Here is a 16,633-nt window from a genome sequence, read left to right as displayed (position 1 = left end):
GATGGTTGAGATGTCCGCCGAATCAGGCCGACGGGCCCTATGAACGCCACATCATCAAGGAGCCTTCCATGGCGAAAAGCAGTGTCACCTTCGACGGCGCCGGTATCCGGATCGCCGCACACCTCTACACCCCCGACACCCCGGCAGTGGGCCCGCGTCCGGCGCTGGTGGTCGGTCATCCCGGCACCAGCGTGAAGGAGCAGACGTCCGGCATCTACGCGCGGCGGATGGCTGAGCACGGATTCATCACGCTTGCCTTCGACGCCGCGCACCAGGGCGAATCCGGCGGCCTGCCGCGCGGGCTGGAGGATCCGGCGCGGCGCGTGGAGGACTTCAAGGGCGCCGTCTCGTATCTGACCACCCGGGACGACGTGGACGCCGAAGCCATCGGTCTCCTGGGTGTCTGCGCTTCCGGCGGCTACTCGCTGGCCGCGGCCGGCGGCGACCACCGTGTCAGGGCCGTGGCCACGGTCAGCGGTGTCGATGTCGCCCGCCAGTTCCGCCTCGGGGCCGACGGCACCCAGGATCCGGCCGTGTTCCAGAGCCTGCTCGACGCCGCGGCCCAGTCCCGCACAGCGGCGGCCCGCGGCGCGGAGTCCGGCGTCATGACGATGTTCCCCGAGACCGCCGAGCAGGCCCGTTCGCTCGGTGGCGAGCACGGTGCGGAGGGCTACGAGTACTACTGCACGCCGCGTGGTCAGCACGAGCGGTCGGCGAAGTTCCTGGCCTGGGAGAGCCTGGACAAGCTCGCCTTCTTCGATGCCTTCCACGCTGTCCCGCTCATCGGCCCGCGCCCCCTGCTCCAGATCGTCGGGTCCCGCGCCGTCACGTCCTGGATGGCCGTCGACGTCCACCAACGGGCCAAGGGCTTCGCCGAGTTGTACGTGATCGACGGCGCGAGCCACGTCGACCTGTACGACAAGAAGGAGTACCTCGACGTCGCCGTCGACAAGCTCGCCGACTTCTACACCGCCAACCTGACGTGAGGGGAGCGGTCAGCGCATGTGGTGGCTGATGTCGCCCACCAGATGGATCGTGATCAGGCGTTCCGCGAACCGCCACTGACCGTCCTCGCGCACGAAGCGGTCCCGGTAGCGGCCCGCCGCGATCGGCTGGAGCGGCAGTCCGTCGACCGCTTGGAAGATCGTCACGTAGGACCGACCCGTGGCCGTGCCGGCCTCCTGGTCGACTTCGATGTGGACGTTGGTGGTGACGTGATGGGTGCGCGGCGTGCCGTCGCTGTAGAGGATCACGCGGTCCCGGAGCATCCCCTCGACGGCCCCGGCGCCCTCGAACCGGGTGCCGTCGCTCCCGACGAAAGCGCCCTCTGAGAAGAGCCGGCCCACACCGGCGAGATCACCGGTGTCGACCCGTTCCGCGTACTCGGCGATCAGATTCTCGATGTCACGGGTGACGGGCGAGGAAAACATAGGTGGCCCCTTCATAGGTAAGTGGCTGGGAAAGAGGCGGTGAGGGGTGAGGAGTGAGCAGTGAGCGGTGACAGGGCTACGGGAGGTTGGATTCGTTGACGAGTCAGGAGTCGAGAGTCAGGAGTGGGGGGTTACGGGGCTCGGGCAGCCGGCCAGTGACGAGGCGAGGTGAGTGCCCTCGTCCGGCGCCTGCGCGCTCAGCAGGACGAGGAGTTCCCCGACGGCTCTGCCACCCGGCACGACGCCCAGGCTGGCCGGTACTTCGCGAACTGACCGAAGAGGGCGGCGATCGCGTGCTGCGCGACGTGCCTGGCAGTCCGCTGCGCGGCGATCTTACTCTTGCCGACACTGCCCTTCCCCGCGTCGATCAGGACGGAGTTCGGCGGCGGCTCGGTGGGGGGTAACTCCTCTTTCGGCAAAGCCTGTTGGCCTCCATCGCCGTAGGAACGGACCTCGGTTGAGGCACCCGCCAAGGAGCTCACCTCACGGGAGAAGGCCTGCCTCCCGCAGACTCTGCTCAGCTGCTGATCTTAGGACGGCGTGCGGACGGCAGCGCTGGTTCCCGGACCCAGCCTTGGCCGTTGACGCAGGTCGTACGCGAAAGACGTCCCACTCGAGCCCGGAAACACGCCGGGCCGGGGTTCACGAACAAGCCGGCCGACGTCGGATGACCAGTTGTCGCTCTGTTCCGGAAGCAAAAGGACGGCGACGAAGCCTGCGACGCTGAGGTCGATGACTGTGGAGACGCCCTCCACGAACGCGGGAACGGCACCGCCGCAGGCGACCCTGCGCGGCAGCCGGACGACAGTATCGGGGCAGCGTGAGCGGGGGTCAGCTCGATCGGCTTGTTGTGGTCGGCGTCGTGGCCGGGGCTGTCATGTCGAGCAGGAGCAGCGCGTCATGATCGGGGGTGCCGGGTTCGGCGGTGTAGACGCCGATGCGCTGCCCGGGGGTGCCTTCCACCTGCAGCGACTGCGAAGTGAGGGTGACCCTGCCGACTTGGGGGTGATGAAACGTCTTGTGCGCGGGCTTGCGCCCGGTCACTTCGTAGCGTTCCCACAGGCCCGCGAAGTCCGGACTCTTCAGGAGGAGTTCGCCGACGAGGCTGGTGAGGTCGGGGGCGTCCGGGGCGGTGCCGGCGATGGCGCGCAGGCGGGCGACGCACGCGGTGATCTGCCGGTCCCAGTCGGTGAACAGGTCGCGGGCCGCGGGGTGCAGGAACAGGTAGCGGGCGAGGTTGCGCTGTTTGACGGGCCAGTCGTCCAGGCCTGCGTAGAGGGCGAGGCCGCCGGGGTTCCAGGCGAGCATGTCCATGCTGCGGCTGATGACGTAGGCCGGGTTCGGGCGCAGTGATTCGAGCAGCAGCTTGAGGTGGGGGCGCACAGTGCGGCTGGGGGCCGGTGCGGGTTCGGGGGCGTAGCGGGCGGCGCGGGCGGCGAGCTCACGCAGGTGCTGGTGCTCCTGGTCGTCCATGTGCAGGGCGCGGGCGAGCGCGTCGAGGACGGCGGGGCTGGGGCGGGTCTCTTTGCCGCGTTCCAGGCGGACGTAGTAGTCGATGCTGATGCCGGCGAGAGTGGCCAGCTCCTCGCGGCGCAGGCCGGGGGTGCGGCGGATGCCGGTGCCGACGGTGAGGCCGACGTGTTCGGGGCTGGTCTGGGTGCGGCGGGCGCGCAGGTAGCGGCCCAGCTCGGCGCCCTCGCTGTGCGCTCTCTCGGATGCCATGCCTCCAGTCTCACCCGCTGGTCCGCCGACGTGCGGGCGAGAGGGGGGCCCTGTCATTACCCCCGAAGAGCCCGCCCTGCCACGGGGGCCCAATGCAGGCGAAGGTGGAGGAGCAAGACGCCGGTACCCCGGCCGCCGCCAGAGCTGCCGCAGGCACGACAGCCGCCGCAGGCAACCTCTGGCCGGTCAGGCGAGAGCGAGGGTGCCGGGCGACGTCACAGACCGGAGAGGGCGAAATGCGCTACATCAAGCTGCGTGACCTGGAGGTTTCCCGGATCGGGCTGGGGGCGATGGGGATGTCCCACGGCTACACCGGTTCCGGCACCGACGAGGCGGAGTCGATCAGGACCGTGCACCGGGCGCTGGAGCTGGGCGTCACGCTCATCGACACCGCCGAGATCTACGGTCCCTACACCAACGAGGAACTGCTGGGCCGGGCTCTGAAGGGGCGACGTGACCAAGCGGTACTGGCGACGAAGTTCGGTCTGGTCTCCCACGCCGGGGACGGGGCCTGGAACCTGGACTCCGGTCCGTCCAACATCCGCATCGCCGTCGAGGGCTCCCTGAAGCGGCTGGGTACCGATCACATCGATCTCTACTACCAGCACCGGGTGGATCCCAACACGCCGATCGAGGAGACCGCCGGCGCCGTCGGCGAGCTGATCACCGAGGGAAAGGTGCGCGCGTTCGGGCTCTCGGAGGCCGGCCCGGACACGATCCGCCGCGCGCACGCCGTCCAGCCGGTCACCGCGGTGCAGTCGGAGTACTCGCTGTGGACCCGGGGGATCGAGCAGCGCGTCCTGCCGGTGCTGCGGGAGCTGAACATCGGCCTGGTGCCGTTCTCCCCGCTGGGCCGCGGATTCCTGACGGGCACCGTCCGCTCCACCGACCAGTTCGACGCCTCCGACTTCCGGCGGGACAATCCGCGCTTCTCCGGCGAGAACTTCCAGCGCAACCTGGCGATCGCCGACGAGGTGCAGGCCCTGGCCACCCAGGTCGGCGCCACGCCCGCGCAGGTGGCACTGGCCTGGCTCCTGGCCCAGGGTGACGACATCGCCCCGATTCCCGGCACCAAGCGGGTCAGCCGCGTGGAGGAGAACACCGCCGCCGACGCGATCACGCTGACGGACGAGCAGCTCGACAAGCTCAGCAGCCTGCCGCCCGCCGCAGGCGACACACACACCGAGGCACAGGCGCAGATGCTCGAGCGCTGATCCTGCCCCCGCCCCCGTTACGCCGCGCCCCTCGTAGCGCCAGCCGTCCTAGTTTGGAGTGACACCTTTCATGCGTGCAGCCGTGATGTACGGAGCCGGAGACGTCCGCGTCGACGACCGGCCCGACCCGAAGATCGTCAAACCGACCGACGTGGTGGTGCGCACGCTGGCCGCATGTGTGTGCGGCAGCGACCTGTGGCCGTACGGGGCGATGCCCGCCGGCGACACAGGCCGCCCGATGGGACATGAGTTCCTCGGCGTCGTCGAGGAGGCCGGCGCGGACGTGACCGGGCTCAAGGCCGGCGACCTGGTCGTCGCGCCGTTCACTTATAGCGACAACACCTGCGACTACTGCGCCAAGGGCCTGTACATCTCGTGCCGCAACGGCGGCCGGTACGGGTTCGACGGCGTCGACGGCGGACAGGGCGAAGCCGTCCGTGTCCCGTACGCGGACGGCACTCTGGTGAAACTCCCAGTGGCCGCCGACTCCGCGCTGTTGCCGTCGCTGCTGGCGCTGTCCGACGTGATGACCACCGGGCACCACGGCGCGGTCACCGCCGGCGTCGCGCGCGGGGACGCGGTGCTGGTCGTCGGTGACGGCGCGGTCGGCCTGTGTGCGGTGATCGCCGCCAAGAGGCTCGGTGCTGAGCGGATCGTCCTTGCCGGCCGCCATGAGGCGCGCACCGGTCTGGGCCGCGAGTTCGGTGCCACGGACGTGGTGGCCGAGCGCGGTGAGGAGGGCATCGCCCACATCCGCGAGCTGACCGGCGGCGTGGACAAGGTGATCGAGGCCGTCGGCACGCGCCAGGCCCTCGACACCGCCCTGGGTGCGGTCCGGGACGGCGGCAACGTCAGCCGCCTGGGCGTCCCGCAGTACGAGCAGGGGCCGATCGGACCCGCCGCATTCATGCGCAACATCACCCTCACCGGCGGCGCCAGCCCTGCCCGCGCCTACATCGAGCAACTGCTGCCCGACGTCCTGGACGGCACCATCGCCCCCGGCCGCGTCTTCGACCAGACGTTCACCTTCGATCAAACCCCGGACGCCTACCGGGCCATGGCCGACCGCCAGGTCCTCAAGGCCCTCATCACCGCGTGAGCGACCCAGCGCCGCCGCCTTGAGCCGGGCCAGCCGGCGCCGACGCGGCGGACAGGCCGACGGCGCGCCACTGACCAGAGCGGTCGGAGACCGTCTGCCAGGCCCCGAACTCCTCGGGCAGCCCTCAGCATTGGCTGCCAGCGCCGAACTGCCGGACAACGCCCTCGAACTGTCGCGCCGGCGCTACGCCCCAGCGTCCCGGTCCCCGCGTGGCCTGCTGCCGTCAGATGTGCGGAATCTCGGCCCTATCGCTGTCATCCCTGGCTGCACCGCGGCCTCGCCTGGACCCAGACCCTGGCGCCATGTCAGAAAACTCCGAGATATGCACCAAATGCAGGGACACCACTCGATCAGCAGCCTGATGTCACACCTTGAGTTGCTCCGAAATGACAGCTGATCGGCTGATTATTACGGTCGTTGCAGGTCGGCTGTCCAGCTGGCATCTCTGAGACAGGAAGGAGTGACATGCCCACGCGAATCTTCGCCGTGTCTGCCGCCATGGTCGGCGCAGCGGTCCTTGCCACCGGCATCACCTATGCCGCGCAATCAGAATCGACCCAGGCCGCCCCGCCGGCCAAACAAGCCGCAGCACCGGTCAAACAAGACGCAGCGCCGGTCAAGCGGGCCGCCCCGCCCGTCAAGCAGGCCGCCCCAGAGGCGGCTCCCCTCGGTGCCGACAGCACTGGCGGCAGGGGGGACGAGGGCCGTGACCACGGGGGCCGCAACCACGAGGGCCGTGGCTACGGCGGCAGGGAGGAGGGAAGGATCCACTTCAACGAACGCACGTTCTCCGCCAACACGGAAGGCTGCGTCCCCGCTGCCAGTGGGCTGGGCTCAACGAGTTTCAGCATCTACAACGACAGCGACGCGACCGTTGAGGTCTACCGCGGGTTCAACTGCGACAACGGTTCGCCGGTGGCCACGGTCGGCCCCTACGGCGCCACTCATGGTGTCGTGACCCAGACCGGCCACGGGAGTGGCCAGGGAGGCGTCTTCGTTCAGGACGGGGTCGTGGGCAGTTTCCGGGTGATCCGCGACCACGGCGAGTGGTGACACCACCATCCGGAGCATGCGCCATCGCCGGCCCGTCGGAATCGGGCCGGCGATGGCGGCCTTGTGCCACAGGCGTCGGACAGCCGCTGCGGACCGGCTCAGGACGCGGGGCCCGTGCGGTTCCCACGCCGTAGTTCCATAAACCGGTCGTTGATTGACGGGTGGGCCGAGTCCACCGCTCTGCTCGGGGGCAAGGAGTCGTCAGCTGAACCAGCAGACGAGACGCACGTTGGAAGCACCGTGAAGGTCGCTCAGTGTCCGCATAACGCTCCATGCGGGAGCCCAGTGCGAGGCGTCACCAGCTACCTGCGCCCGGCTGCGGGCGCCGGAGCGGTCCGTCTCGCGCCAGTCGGCCGAGAGCAGCTCGGCCCAGGTGATCCATGTGGCGCCGTGTACGTCGGGCCCGTAAGCCACGTAACCGGAGGTCAGGGCGTCGGAGGCGTCGGTGGGGAGCCCACGGTTCTCGGTGAGCGGCAGGAAGCCGAACGAGTTTCGGATCCCGAAGAGGCAGGCAAGCGCGTCGTAGGCGTTGCCGATGTTGAGCAGCCACAAATCGATGGCGGCGTGCCATACAGAGTCTTCGTCGTCAGGGCCCCAGAGACGGGCACCCGGCCGGCACTCGATCAACCCGCTGAGCTCAGTGGACATGCTGCGATCCTGCCTGCTGCGCCGACGCCGGAGCGCCTCCTTTTTCTGCGGCAGGGCGCAACGTACAACGACCCACATGCCGATTGAAGCCCGTGAGCGGCGTGGAGGGATGCCGATCCGCGATTCCCAGCAGGACAGAAATGCCCGTGCGTCCATGAAGGTCCTGAGACATCATCCCTGGGGTGATCACTGTCCGACCTGTCCTCGAAATCCCCAACCGCGTGGGCTTTGACCTCTGGCCGGTCTCAGCTGCCGAGCCCTACACGTTCCTGGCGCTCGATGGACATCTGACGCCGGACGAGGTCGGTACGGCGGTGATGGCTCTGGCCGCTTGCAATGACATTGACCCCACAGACGACCGTCCGCCACGTCCTGACGACCCACTCGGGAGCTTCCTCCATGGGCTCCTGACCATGGACCCACTGTTTGCGGCGGGCGGGCTGCAGGTGGTCGACTCCGATACCGGCACCCGTGTGGTGCCGGGGTGTTGTAGCGGCCTGGAGGACCGAGGCGACTGGTGGGAAGTTCTCGACGGGGGTGCTTCCGCAGCGTGGTTTGGCCATGATCCCTCGCCTGCCGCCGAACTCCACGGCTCCATCGTCCGCCTTACCGCTGACGCCGACGCCGACAACGGTCAATGGATCGAGGTTTCCACAAGCGAGCTTCGTCGCCTATTGGCAGGCGCAGAAAGGGATCTTGTCGACTTCCTTGGCCTGGCCGCTGGTTGGGTCACCGAGCATCTGCCGGATCACTCGGAGCGCGTCGCCGATGCGCTTGTTCAGGCCTTGGCACTGCCCCCGCGGAACTGAGCGTGCACTTGGCCGCCAGTCGGGCCATCTACAGCGCTCGGTGGATTGCCCATGAGGCACGGCTGTTGGACGATGATCCCGCGCAATATCTGACTCGGCATTTCGGCGGTTTCTGCGACTTCTACCGAGTCGCGGGCCCGACGGCACCTTCTCCTCGCGCTTTGGTGGGATTGATGCTTGAGGTCGCCTGCGTTTCCGGCACTGCCGCACTGAGTGCTGTTCGCGGAAAGTTCGCCGGGCAGGCTTCGGAGCTGTCAGGTCAGCCTGGTGCCGGTTGGGTCTCCTGACTGAGCAGCATGGCTATCGCCTCCATTAAAACTTTCGCGCGTGTCGCCGTCCGGATGACGAGGTGGCACGGTGACCAACGACGACGAGGCGGCGGCTGTGCGACCGTTGACACTGCCTTGGGTGAGCCGGCACCTGGAGGTCGGCGAACGGATCGTCAGAACTGAGGCGTTGCACGGCGGCATCACTGCCGAAATGCGGAGACTGACCATTGGTAAGAGGGACGGAGGTACCCGTGACCTGGTGCTGCGGACCTTCGTCAACGTGGAGGACGCCGAGGACTGGCTGAGCAGAGAGGCTGGCGCCCTGACCCGGCTCCCAGGGACTGGGGTGCTGGCTCCCGGACTGGTCGCGGTTGATCCGACCGCCGCGCATTGCGAGTATCCATTGCTCCTCATGACACATCTGGCGGGCCGGACGGTCCTCGACGATGAGGGATTGGAGACGCGGGTCCCTCTGTGCGAGACCCCTTCGCCACGCGGGCCATGTACGCGGCTCCCCAGAAGAGATCTGTCACTGTGCGTCGCGTCGTTGCAGGAGGTACGCCGCGGTCAGCGCAACGGCACGGTCCGCGTCACGGGACAGTTCCACGAGGGCATGTGACGCCCTGGTCCCCGAGATGCCCGCCAGCGCCTGGGTCAGCCGCCCGCGTGCAGGCGCCTGCGTGGTGTCATGGGCGAGGCGGTCGACGAGCCTGGCTGCGATCTGATCCGTCGTCGCGGTGTCGCTCGCCAGCACGCTCAGTGCATCGGCTGCGTCGGTGTCGTTCCTTCCCGCCACGATCATGTCGATGAGCGTCGGGACCGCATCAGCCTCACCACGTGCCCCAAGTGCCAAAGCCGCATGCCCGCGGACCACGACATCGGGGTTCGCGAGCGCATCCCGCAGCTGCTCGGTGGCCTCGTCACCGGGCAGCTCGGCGAGGGACTGAACGGCACGCTCCCGCACCGCGGCCACCGGTGAGCCGAGGCCCTCCGCCAGCAGTGCCGGGCCGCGGCCGCCCGATCGCGCCAGCGCCCATCGAAGGGCCCCGGCGACGTTCGGATCCGCTTCGCTCAGCGCTGCCTCGACCAGGGCCTCGACCGGCACCGGAACCTCGTCGACCGAGGAAAGAGCGGCGCGCTGACGCGCGTTGGCGCTCTTCGACCCCAGTGCCTGGAGGAGCGCAACGATCTGGAGGACGTCCTGCCAGCCGGACGGGTCCGCGGCATCGATCCGGCGTAGCCGTGTGAGCAACTCGGTCTCCGCCGCGATACGTTCGCGCGTCTGACGGATGAGGTCGACGACGAGCGTCGAGGGCGTGAAGCCGGGATCGTCGAGCGCGCGCCCGATCTCACGCAGCGACAAACCCAGCGACCGCAGGCTCTCGATATGGAAGATCCGCCGGACGTCCTCGCCGGAGTACTCCCGATAGCCGGAGCCCGTACGCCCCGAAGGACGCACCAGACCGAGCGACTCGTAATGCCTGAGCATGCGGGCACTGACCCCGGACCGTCGCGCCACCTCACCGATCAACACGTTCTAGTGTCCCTCCTGGCCGGACCCGCCGAGGGCCACTACGCGCTTCGCCTCCTCGATCGCGCACTCGAATCCGGTGTCCGGCTCGTGCAGCAGCCGTTGTGTGGCGAGCGCGTGTGCGCGCACACGCGGGTCAGGGGCCGTTGTCGCAGCAAGCAGAGCCGGCACAATCACGTCCCCCAGTGCGACCAGCGCCCTGCTGAGGCTCAGATGCGTCTGCCGCCCACCGCGCCCGAGCTGCGTCGCCAATACCGTGGCCAACGCGGATTCCTCCCCTTCGGGGACGAGTACGACCGCGGCCCGCCAGGCGCTGCGCGCCACCTCGTCGTCGGCGTCGGACAGGAGCGTCCGTGTGATGGCCGGCCACGCCTGCCGGTCCCCGACCTTGGACAGTGTGTGCAGCGCTTGGCTCCGTGCCTGCGTCTGCTCCGAGCGGACTTCGCGCAGCAGCGCGGGAAGCGTCATGGATACCGGGTGGCGGGTGAGCGCCCAAGTCAGCATGTCGCGGACGAAGAACTCGGGCTCGATCGCGCATCGCTCGATCAGCTTGTTGATGAAGCGAGGGTCAGGCGTCGTGCCGACCGCCAGGGCAGCCCGCAGCCGCACGGACGAACGATCGTCCTCCAACCCCTCAAGCGCCCCTGTCGCGTCCGTGTCCTGTCTCGTGATCGTCATCGAGACCACCTCCTTGGCGAGCAGTTAAGGCCTTGTCACCGTGTCAAGGTCAAACAAGATCCGCTGGGCGAGCACCAGCCGGCAAAGGTGGCAAGAAGCGTGACCGTGTACTTCCCATCGATCTGACGGCGCCGGCCGTGGGGGAGTACGGGCATCCCGGTGCCCGTCAAGGTCCGCGATGAGGTTTGACGGGCGGACCCCCGAGTCCGGGGGCCGGGCAAGTGGCTCGCGGCCACGCCAAGCCCGACAAGGTGGCGCGCACCGTGGACCTGCGCGCCACCTGTGGTTCAGAGGTCGCCGTGGCGCAGGAGCTCGTCGTCGAGGAGCCGCATGTCGACGGTGTGGTGTCGTACGGACTCGACCCACGCGGCCACGAGGCCTCCGAATTCGACCATCCTCTGCGTGTCCAGGCGCTCGTCGACCATGAGCAGCGTCAGCAACTCGTCTGCCGCAGGCCGGCCCTGATCGCAGGCCGGGCACAGTTCCGCCATGCGGATACCGGAAACGATCTCCCCGGAGGCGTTCTTCCATGAATAGCTGAAGCGAGCCCTGAGCAGTGCGTCATTGACGCAGCGCGTGCACGGGGGCACGTCGTCGAGGTTGAGGAGGATGTCTTCATCACGGGAGTTGGTCACGTGACGCCCTGCCATGTGTCCTGACCGAACGTGCCCTTGATGTCGGACGCGATCGATCCTGCGTCGACGGTGTCCTGGAGTACGTAGACCGTCGTCTTGCGTGGTCCCTGAATGCTCAGGCGGACAGGATTGGGCCCGGGGTGCGCATGAAGGATGCGCTTCAGCTCGCGTACGGATGGGTCGTTGACCCGGTGGTACGGCAGATGGAGTTGGATCGGGGCGACACCGCTGCGTTCGGCGGAGGTCACGTCGAGGACCTGGAGCTCCTGACCGGCCAGGTTGATCGTGCCGTCCCGGTCGTTGATGCGGCCCTGGACGGAGATCACGCTGTCCTCGACGAGTGCGCCCATGACGAGCGTGTACGTCGCGGGGAAGAAAAGTACTTCCAGTTGGCCGTCGCGGTCAGCCAAGTTGACGATCGCCCAGGGGTTTCCCTGCTTGGTCATCTTGGGCTGCACGCTGGTGATGAGTCCGGCGAGGCGTACGACGCCTTCGGTGCGGCCGGAGGCGATCAGTTCGGGGATCGTGGTGTCCCGGTTGGCGGCCAGGATGTTCTCGGTGCCGTCCAGCGGGTGCGCGGAGACGTACATGCCGAGCATCTCCCGCTCCGTCGACAGGAGTTGCTTGCGGGGCCATTCGCTTTCGTCGAGCTTGATGTCGACGCCGAAGGTCTGGCTGTCGTCGCCGTCTTCGCCCTGGCCGGCGAACAGATCGTCCTGCCCGTACGCCGCGGCCTTCTTCACGGGTACGACCGCGTCGATGGCGTACTCGTGGGCCGCGGAGAGGCCCTTACGGCTGTGGCCGAGCGAGTCGAAGGCACCGGCCTTGATCAGAGACTCGATGGCGCGCTTGTTGAGCGCGGGCAGGTCGACCTTGTCCAGGAAGTCGGCGAAGTTGCTGAACTTCCCGCCGGCCTTACGTCCTGCGATGACCGACTCGATGACGTTGTCGCCGACGTTGCGGACCGACCGCAGGCCGAAGCGGACGTCGTCGCCGATGGCCGCGAACTCGGCGACCGATTCGTTGACGTCCGGCTGCAGGACGGTGACGCCCATCTTGCGGGCGTCCGCCAGATAGATACCGGCCTTGTCTTTGTCGTCCCCGACGGAGGTGAGCAGCGCGGCCATGTACTCGGCCGGATAGTTGGCCTTCAGGTAGGCCGTCCAGTAGGAGACAAGCCCGTATCCGGCGGTGTGGGACTTGTTGAACGCATAGCCGGAGAACGGGAGCATGACGTCCCACAGGGCTTTGATGGACTCCTCGGAGTAGTCGTTGCCCCGCATGCCGGCGTGGAACTTCTCCCACTCGGCGGCCAGCACCTCTGGCTTCTTCTTGCCCATCGCGCGGCGCAGCAGGTCGGCGCCGCCGAGCGTGTATCCGGCGAGTTGCCGGGCGATCGCCATGATCTGCTCTTGGTAGATGAGCAGGTGGAACGTGTTGCCGAGGATCGGCTCCAGGGCTTCCTCGAGTTCAGGGTGAATCGGCTGGATTTCCTGGCGCCCCGTTTTGCGGTGCGCGTAGTTCATGTGTGCGTTCGCGGCCATCGGGCCAGGGCGGTACAGCGCGAGGGCGGCCGCGATGTCTTCGAACCGGGTCGGCTCCATCGCCTTGAGCAGGGTCCGCATGCCCCCGCCGTCGAGCTGGAAGACGCCGAAGGTATCGCCGGAGGCCAGGAGCTCGTAGGTGGTCTTGTCGTCGAGCGGGATGACGACCTGGCTCGTGTCGCCGTTGCCCGGGTCGACGGTTGCCAGGTGAACAGCGCGGTTCTCGCGGATGTTCTGGATGGCGTGGTCGATGACTCCCAGGTTCCGTAGCCCCAGGAAGTCCATCTTCACCAAGCCCATGTCTTCGCAGCTTGGGTAGTCGAACCCGGTGATCTTGACGCCGTCCTTGGCCCGCATGTGCAGCGGGATCCGGTCGGTCAGCTTGGTCTTGGACAGAATGACCGCGGCCGCGTGCACGCCGGTGCCGCGGGTCAGGCCCTCGACGCCCTTGGCCGTGTCGACGACCTTCTTGACGTCCGGCTCGTTCTCGTACATCTGCCGGATCTCGCCGCACTCGCCGTAGCGGGGGTGTGAGGAGTCGAAGATTCCGTCCAGCGGGATGGACTTGCCCATGATGTCGTCGGGCAGGGCTTTGGTGATGCGCTCGCCGTGCTGGAAGGGGTAGCCGAGGATGCGCGAGCTGTCCTTGATCGCGTTCTTGGCCTTGATCTTGCCGAAGGTGTTGACCATGGCGGTGTACTCGTCGCCGTACTTCTCGACGACGTAGCGGACCATGAAGTCGCGCTGGCGGTCGTCGAAGTCGAGGTCCACATCCGGCGGGTTGATGCGCTCGGGGTTGAGGAACCGCTCGAACAGCAGGCCGTGTTCCAGGGGACACAGCTCGGTGATGCGCGTCGCATACGCCACGATCGATCCGGTGGCCGATCCACGGCCCGGCCCCACAGGCACCTTGTTGTCGCGCGCGTACTTGCAGATGTCGGCGACGACGAGGAAGTACGAGGAGAACCCCATCGGGCCGATGACCGTCATCTCGGTCTCGAAACGCTCGAGGACCTCGGCCGGGACGGGGTCGCCGTAGCGCATGACGAGGCCCTTCATGACCTCTTTGCGCAGCCACGACTCCTGCGTCTCCCCTTCGGGGACGTCAGGGAACTGCGGCATCTCGTCGATGTTGTCGAAGACCTCGTCGTACGACTCGACGCGCTCCGCGATCAGGAGCGTGTTGTCGCAGGCCTCCGGCATCTCGGAGAAGAGATCGCGCATCTGCTCCGCGGTCTTCAGGTAGTAGTCGTTACCGGAGAACCGGAAGCGTTTCTCGTCGGCCTTGTTCTTGCCGACGCCGATGCACAGCAGGTTGTCGTGTGCGTCGGCCTGGTCCGCGTGGATGTAGTGGGCGTCGTTGGTGGCAAGGAGTGGGATCTTCAAGTCCTTGGCCAGGCGCAGCAATCCGTCGCGGACGTCCCGCTCGATGGACAGGCCGTGATCCATCAGCTCGAGGAAGTAGTTCTCCCGGCCGAAAATGTCCTGGTACGCGGCTGCGACCTCGCGCGCCTCGTCGTACTGCTTCAGACGCAGCCGGGTCTGGATCGCACCGGACGGACATCCGGTCGTCGCGATGATTCCCTCGGCGTGCTCGCTGATCAGCTCCCTGTCCATGCGCGGCTTGCCGGCCGGGAACTGGCCCGAATACGAGGCCTCGGTGGACAGGTAGAACAGATTGCGCAGACCGGCCACGTTCTGCGCCCACATCGTCATGTGCGTGAAGCGCCCGCCGCCGCTGACGTCCTTCGAGCCTTCGCCGCCGTCCGACATGGCCCGCTGCCCGCCGGGCCCCCAGAACTCCTGCTTCCGATTACGCCGCGAGGAAGGGGCGACGTACGCCTCGATCCCGATGATCGGCTTGACGCCGTTGAAGCCCGTGGACACCTTGTGGAACTCGTACGCACCGAACATGTTTCCGTGGTCACTCATGGCGACCGCGGGCATGCCCTGCCGCTCGACTTCGGCGAACATCGGCTTCAGCTTCTGAGCGCCGTCGAGCATCGAGTATTCGGTGTGATTGTGCAGGTGAACAAAGCTATCGGCCACCGGGCGGACACCTCCGAAGCAGGTCGCGGGAAGCCCTCACTCTATGCCTCTGGGGAGATCAGATTGCTTGCTTGACGCACCCCATGAGGGGCCGGAATCGAGGCACGCCGATGACCTCTCGCTATGGCCCAGAACCGTCGCGACACGCGACTCGCAACACGCGGTCGACAGTCGTATCCCCCCACCGCGGACGGGGGTTCTCCAGCGGCAGGCTCTACGGCCTACCCCTGCGGACCATGCTCGTTCCAGGCAGGAGCCGGAGCGGCCGTGCTGCGTCGGGATGAGACCAGTTGGCGCCGCCCGACTGGAGTCGCATCCGCAGGTTGCGGCTTCGGCCGCCGCGCCACTGCCCTCCAGGAACCTCGGGGAGTGGCAGACGGGTCGGCGCGTCATGAAGGAGCCGGTCGGGCCTGCGGGGAAGATCTGGTCATGGTCGACGCGAAAGCAGTTCTCGAGGGCGGTCCTGACGATCTTCCTGAGCGGATCGTCTCCGTCTCCACACCTGGAATCGACATCAAAGTGCCCTTCCGCGGGGGGTACGAGCACTTCAAGGTCACGACACGTCAGGAGGAGACCTCGCAGGGTCTGTTGCCCGTGTACGAGTGGTGGGAGCGCACGGAACTGCCTGGGTAGGGTTCGCGCTCGCAGGGTGCGGCCCGTGTGCGGCGGGTGCCGACCAGTACTTACGACCGACGCGACATGCGTCCCTCTGCAAGTGACTTCGAGTTGGGCATGTGCCGGGCGGTGACCCCTGTGAGGTCAGGCGCCCGTGTGGTGCACGATGTGAGTGGGGACGACCGTCCTGCGGGGCGGCTGCTGTGGCGTGGCCGGGTTCTCGCCGATGCGGTCGAGCAGCAGACGGGCGGCGCGGCGTCCTACTTCGTCGGCGTCATAGGCGACGACGGTGACCGGCACGTCCAGCAGGTCTGCCATCTCGAAGTCGTCGAATGCGGCAAGTGCGGTGCCGCTGCGCAGGCCCCGCACGGCACGGTAGGCGCCGAGAGTGATGCGGTTGTTCGTGCAGAACAGCGCTGTCGGTGCGTCCGTGCGGTCGAGGAGTTGACGCGCCGCCGCCTCGGCCCCGGGGATGTCGTACGAGCCCTTGCTGATCCATTCCTCGCGGGGGGTCAGTCCGGCCTCCTCGTGGGCCGCCCGGTAGCCTCGGAAGCGCTCCGCGCCGGTGAACAGAGCGGGTGGATTGCCGACGAAGCCGATGGAGCGGTGACCGTCGGCGATCAGCCGGGCGGTGGCCGCGTGAGCCCCTCCGAAGTCGTCGACGAGGACGGTGTCGGCCTCGATACCGGCGGGCGGGCGACCCGCGAGGACGACCGGGGTGGGGCCGAGCACTTCCGGGGCGAGGTGGCGTTGTGAGGCGCCGGCCGGGACGACGATCATGCCGTCCACCCGTCGGGACACCAGGTCCTCGACCAACTCCTGCTCGCGCTTGACCTGTTCGGCGGTGTTGCCGAGGACGAGACGCAGGCCGTGTTCCTCCGCGACCTGTTCGGCGCCCAGGGCGAGGCGGGAGTAGAAGGGGTTCGCCAGGTTGGTGACGACGAGTCCGATCATGCCGCTGTGCTTGCCGAGACGAAGGTTGCGGGCCACCTCGTTGCGCCGGTAGCCGAGCTCTTCCACCGCCGTGAGCACCTTGGCCCGGGTAGCGGGGCTCACGCGCTCGTCGTCCTTGAGGACGCGCGAGACCGTCATGGCGCTCACCTGGGCCCGTGCGGCGACGTCCCGCATCGTGGGCGGTGTGGTGCCGGGGCGGGCCGGACTGCCGGGCTGGGGCACTGCGGTTCGCACTCTCTTCACGTCTCCTGGGCGCGGATGCGCCCGCCGATCGAGGCGGGCGGCGGCCCGCGCCCTCATCCTAGGTCTGGTGGACGGACGTCACGGACTGCCGACGTAACGGATCGTCGATGTCACGGTCGGCCCTCGCGCCCACCACGCGG

At 67.8% G+C, this 16,633-nt stretch carries 14 protein-coding genes and 1 pseudogene; 7 read left to right on the top strand and 8 right to left on the bottom strand.

The window, feature by feature from the left end:
• Positions 1-68: 68 nt before the first annotated feature.
• Positions 69-986, top strand: coding sequence for an alpha/beta hydrolase (locus LGI35_RS03735; protein WP_227292346.1), 918 nt, complete (start codon positions 69-71; stop codon positions 984-986).
• A 9-nt stretch (positions 987-995) separates the two neighbouring features.
• On the opposite strand, the gene LGI35_RS03730 is transcribed toward LGI35_RS03735, so the two are convergent.
• Together LGI35_RS03730 and LGI35_RS03725 are read right to left on the bottom strand one after the other, a co-directional pair.
• Positions 996-1,430, bottom strand: a complete 435-nt coding sequence (locus tag LGI35_RS03730; protein ID WP_227292344.1) for a nuclear transport factor 2 family protein — start codon at positions 1,428-1,430, stop codon at positions 996-998.
• 831 nt (positions 1,431-2,261) lie between these two features.
• Entirely contained in the window at positions 2,262-3,152 is an 891-nt protein-coding gene (locus tag LGI35_RS03725; RefSeq protein WP_227292342.1) for a helix-turn-helix transcriptional regulator, read from the bottom strand.
• Between the two features lie 236 nt (positions 3,153-3,388).
• On the opposite strand from LGI35_RS03725, the gene LGI35_RS03720 reads away from it, so the two are divergent.
• From LGI35_RS03720 to LGI35_RS03710, 3 genes are all read left to right on the top strand, one after another.
• Entirely contained in the window at positions 3,389-4,366 is a 978-nt protein-coding gene (locus tag LGI35_RS03720) for an aldo/keto reductase (protein WP_227292340.1), read from the top strand.
• Positions 4,367-4,436: 70 nt separating this feature from the next.
• Positions 4,437-5,465: a zinc-binding dehydrogenase gene (locus LGI35_RS03715; RefSeq protein WP_227292338.1), complete on the top strand. Its 1,029-nt coding sequence runs from the start codon at positions 4,437-4,439 to the stop codon at positions 5,463-5,465.
• A 465-nt stretch (positions 5,466-5,930) separates the two neighbouring features.
• Entirely contained in the window at positions 5,931-6,518 is a 588-nt protein-coding gene (locus tag LGI35_RS03710; RefSeq protein WP_227292336.1) for a hypothetical protein, read from the top strand.
• 201 nt (positions 6,519-6,719) lie between these two features.
• Here the strand turns inward: LGI35_RS03710 and LGI35_RS03705 are convergent, their stop codons facing one another.
• Positions 6,720-7,166, bottom strand: a complete 447-nt coding sequence (locus LGI35_RS03705; RefSeq protein WP_227292334.1) for a hypothetical protein — start codon at positions 7,164-7,166, stop codon at positions 6,720-6,722.
• 182 nt (positions 7,167-7,348) lie between these two features.
• Here LGI35_RS03705 and LGI35_RS03700 point away from each other — a divergent pair, with 182 nt between their 5' ends.
• The gene (locus LGI35_RS03700) at positions 7,349-7,975 is read left to right on the top strand and encodes a hypothetical protein (protein WP_227292332.1); all 627 of its coding nucleotides are present in this window, start codon (positions 7,349-7,351) and stop codon (positions 7,973-7,975) included.
• A 357-nt stretch (positions 7,976-8,332) separates the two neighbouring features.
• Positions 8,333-8,719: pseudogene (locus LGI35_RS03695) on the top strand (aminoglycoside phosphotransferase family protein); the annotation flags it as partial.
• 54 nt (positions 8,720-8,773) lie between these two features.
• Here the strand turns inward: LGI35_RS03695 and LGI35_RS03690 are convergent.
• The 4 genes from LGI35_RS03690 to dnaE all read right to left on the bottom strand — a co-directional run bounded on the left by LGI35_RS03690 (position 8,774) and on the right by dnaE (position 14,681).
• The gene (locus LGI35_RS03690; protein ID WP_227292330.1) at positions 8,774-9,778 is read right to left on the bottom strand and encodes a MerR family transcriptional regulator; all 1,005 of its coding nucleotides are present in this window, start codon (positions 9,776-9,778) and stop codon (positions 8,774-8,776) included.
• A 3-nt stretch (positions 9,779-9,781) separates the two neighbouring features.
• Entirely contained in the window at positions 9,782-10,453 is a 672-nt protein-coding gene (locus LGI35_RS03685; protein WP_227292328.1) for a HEAT repeat domain-containing protein, read from the bottom strand.
• A 287-nt stretch (positions 10,454-10,740) separates the two neighbouring features.
• Positions 10,741-11,088, bottom strand: coding sequence for a DUF6300 family protein (locus tag LGI35_RS03680; RefSeq protein ID WP_227292327.1), 348 nt, complete (start codon positions 11,086-11,088; stop codon positions 10,741-10,743).
• Positions 11,085-14,681 (bottom strand): DNA polymerase III subunit alpha, encoded by a 3,597-nt coding sequence (gene dnaE / locus LGI35_RS03675; RefSeq protein WP_227292316.1) that lies wholly within the window; start codon positions 14,679-14,681, stop codon positions 11,085-11,087. Before dnaE ends, LGI35_RS03680 begins: the two co-directional genes overlap by 4 nt.
• Before the next feature lie 429 nt (positions 14,682-15,110).
• Here dnaE and LGI35_RS03670 point away from each other — a divergent pair, with 429 nt between their 5' ends.
• Positions 15,111-15,314 (top strand): DUF5988 family protein, encoded by a 204-nt coding sequence (locus LGI35_RS03670; protein WP_227292314.1) that lies wholly within the window; start codon positions 15,111-15,113, stop codon positions 15,312-15,314.
• A gap of 126 nt (positions 15,315-15,440) precedes the next feature.
• Here LGI35_RS03670 and LGI35_RS03665 read toward each other — a convergent pair whose 3' ends face one another.
• Positions 15,441-16,424: a LacI family DNA-binding transcriptional regulator gene (locus tag LGI35_RS03665; RefSeq protein ID WP_227300187.1), complete on the bottom strand. Its 984-nt coding sequence runs from the start codon at positions 16,422-16,424 to the stop codon at positions 15,441-15,443.
• Positions 16,425-16,633: the final 209 nt, after the last annotated feature.

This window comes from Streptomyces longhuiensis, assembly GCF_020616555.1.
Classification (GTDB): domain Bacteria; phylum Actinomycetota; class Actinomycetes; order Streptomycetales; family Streptomycetaceae; genus Streptomyces; species Streptomyces longhuiensis.
The sequence above is the reverse complement of the archived record's forward strand: the minus strand, read 5'-3'. Positions and strand labels throughout refer to the sequence as shown.

Excerpts from the sequence above, each read along its gene's own strand:
- LGI35_RS03735 (WP_227292346.1), top strand. The coding sequence starts at position 69 with ATGGCGAAAAGCAGTGTCACCTTCGACGGCGCCGGTATCCGGATCGCC.
- LGI35_RS03730 (WP_227292344.1), bottom strand. The coding sequence starts at position 1,430 with ATGTTTTCCTCGCCCGTCACCCGTGACATCGAGAATCTGATCGCCGAG.
- LGI35_RS03725 (WP_227292342.1), bottom strand. The coding sequence starts at position 3,152 with ATGGCATCCGAGAGAGCGCACAGCGAGGGCGCCGAGCTGGGCCGCTAC.
- LGI35_RS03720 (WP_227292340.1), top strand. The coding sequence starts at position 3,389 with ATGCGCTACATCAAGCTGCGTGACCTGGAGGTTTCCCGGATCGGGCTG.
- LGI35_RS03715 (WP_227292338.1), top strand. The coding sequence starts at position 4,437 with ATGCGTGCAGCCGTGATGTACGGAGCCGGAGACGTCCGCGTCGACGAC.
- LGI35_RS03710 (WP_227292336.1), top strand. The coding sequence starts at position 5,931 with ATGCCCACGCGAATCTTCGCCGTGTCTGCCGCCATGGTCGGCGCAGCG.
- LGI35_RS03705 (WP_227292334.1), bottom strand. The coding sequence starts at position 7,166 with ATGTCCACTGAGCTCAGCGGGTTGATCGAGTGCCGGCCGGGTGCCCGT.
- LGI35_RS03685 (WP_227292328.1), bottom strand. The coding sequence starts at position 10,453 with ATGACGATCACGAGACAGGACACGGACGCGACAGGGGCGCTTGAGGGG.
- LGI35_RS03670 (WP_227292314.1), top strand. The coding sequence starts at position 15,111 with ATGGTCGACGCGAAAGCAGTTCTCGAGGGCGGTCCTGACGATCTTCCT.
- LGI35_RS03665 (WP_227300187.1), bottom strand. The coding sequence starts at position 16,424 with ATGCGGGACGTCGCCGCACGGGCCCAGGTGAGCGCCATGACGGTCTCG.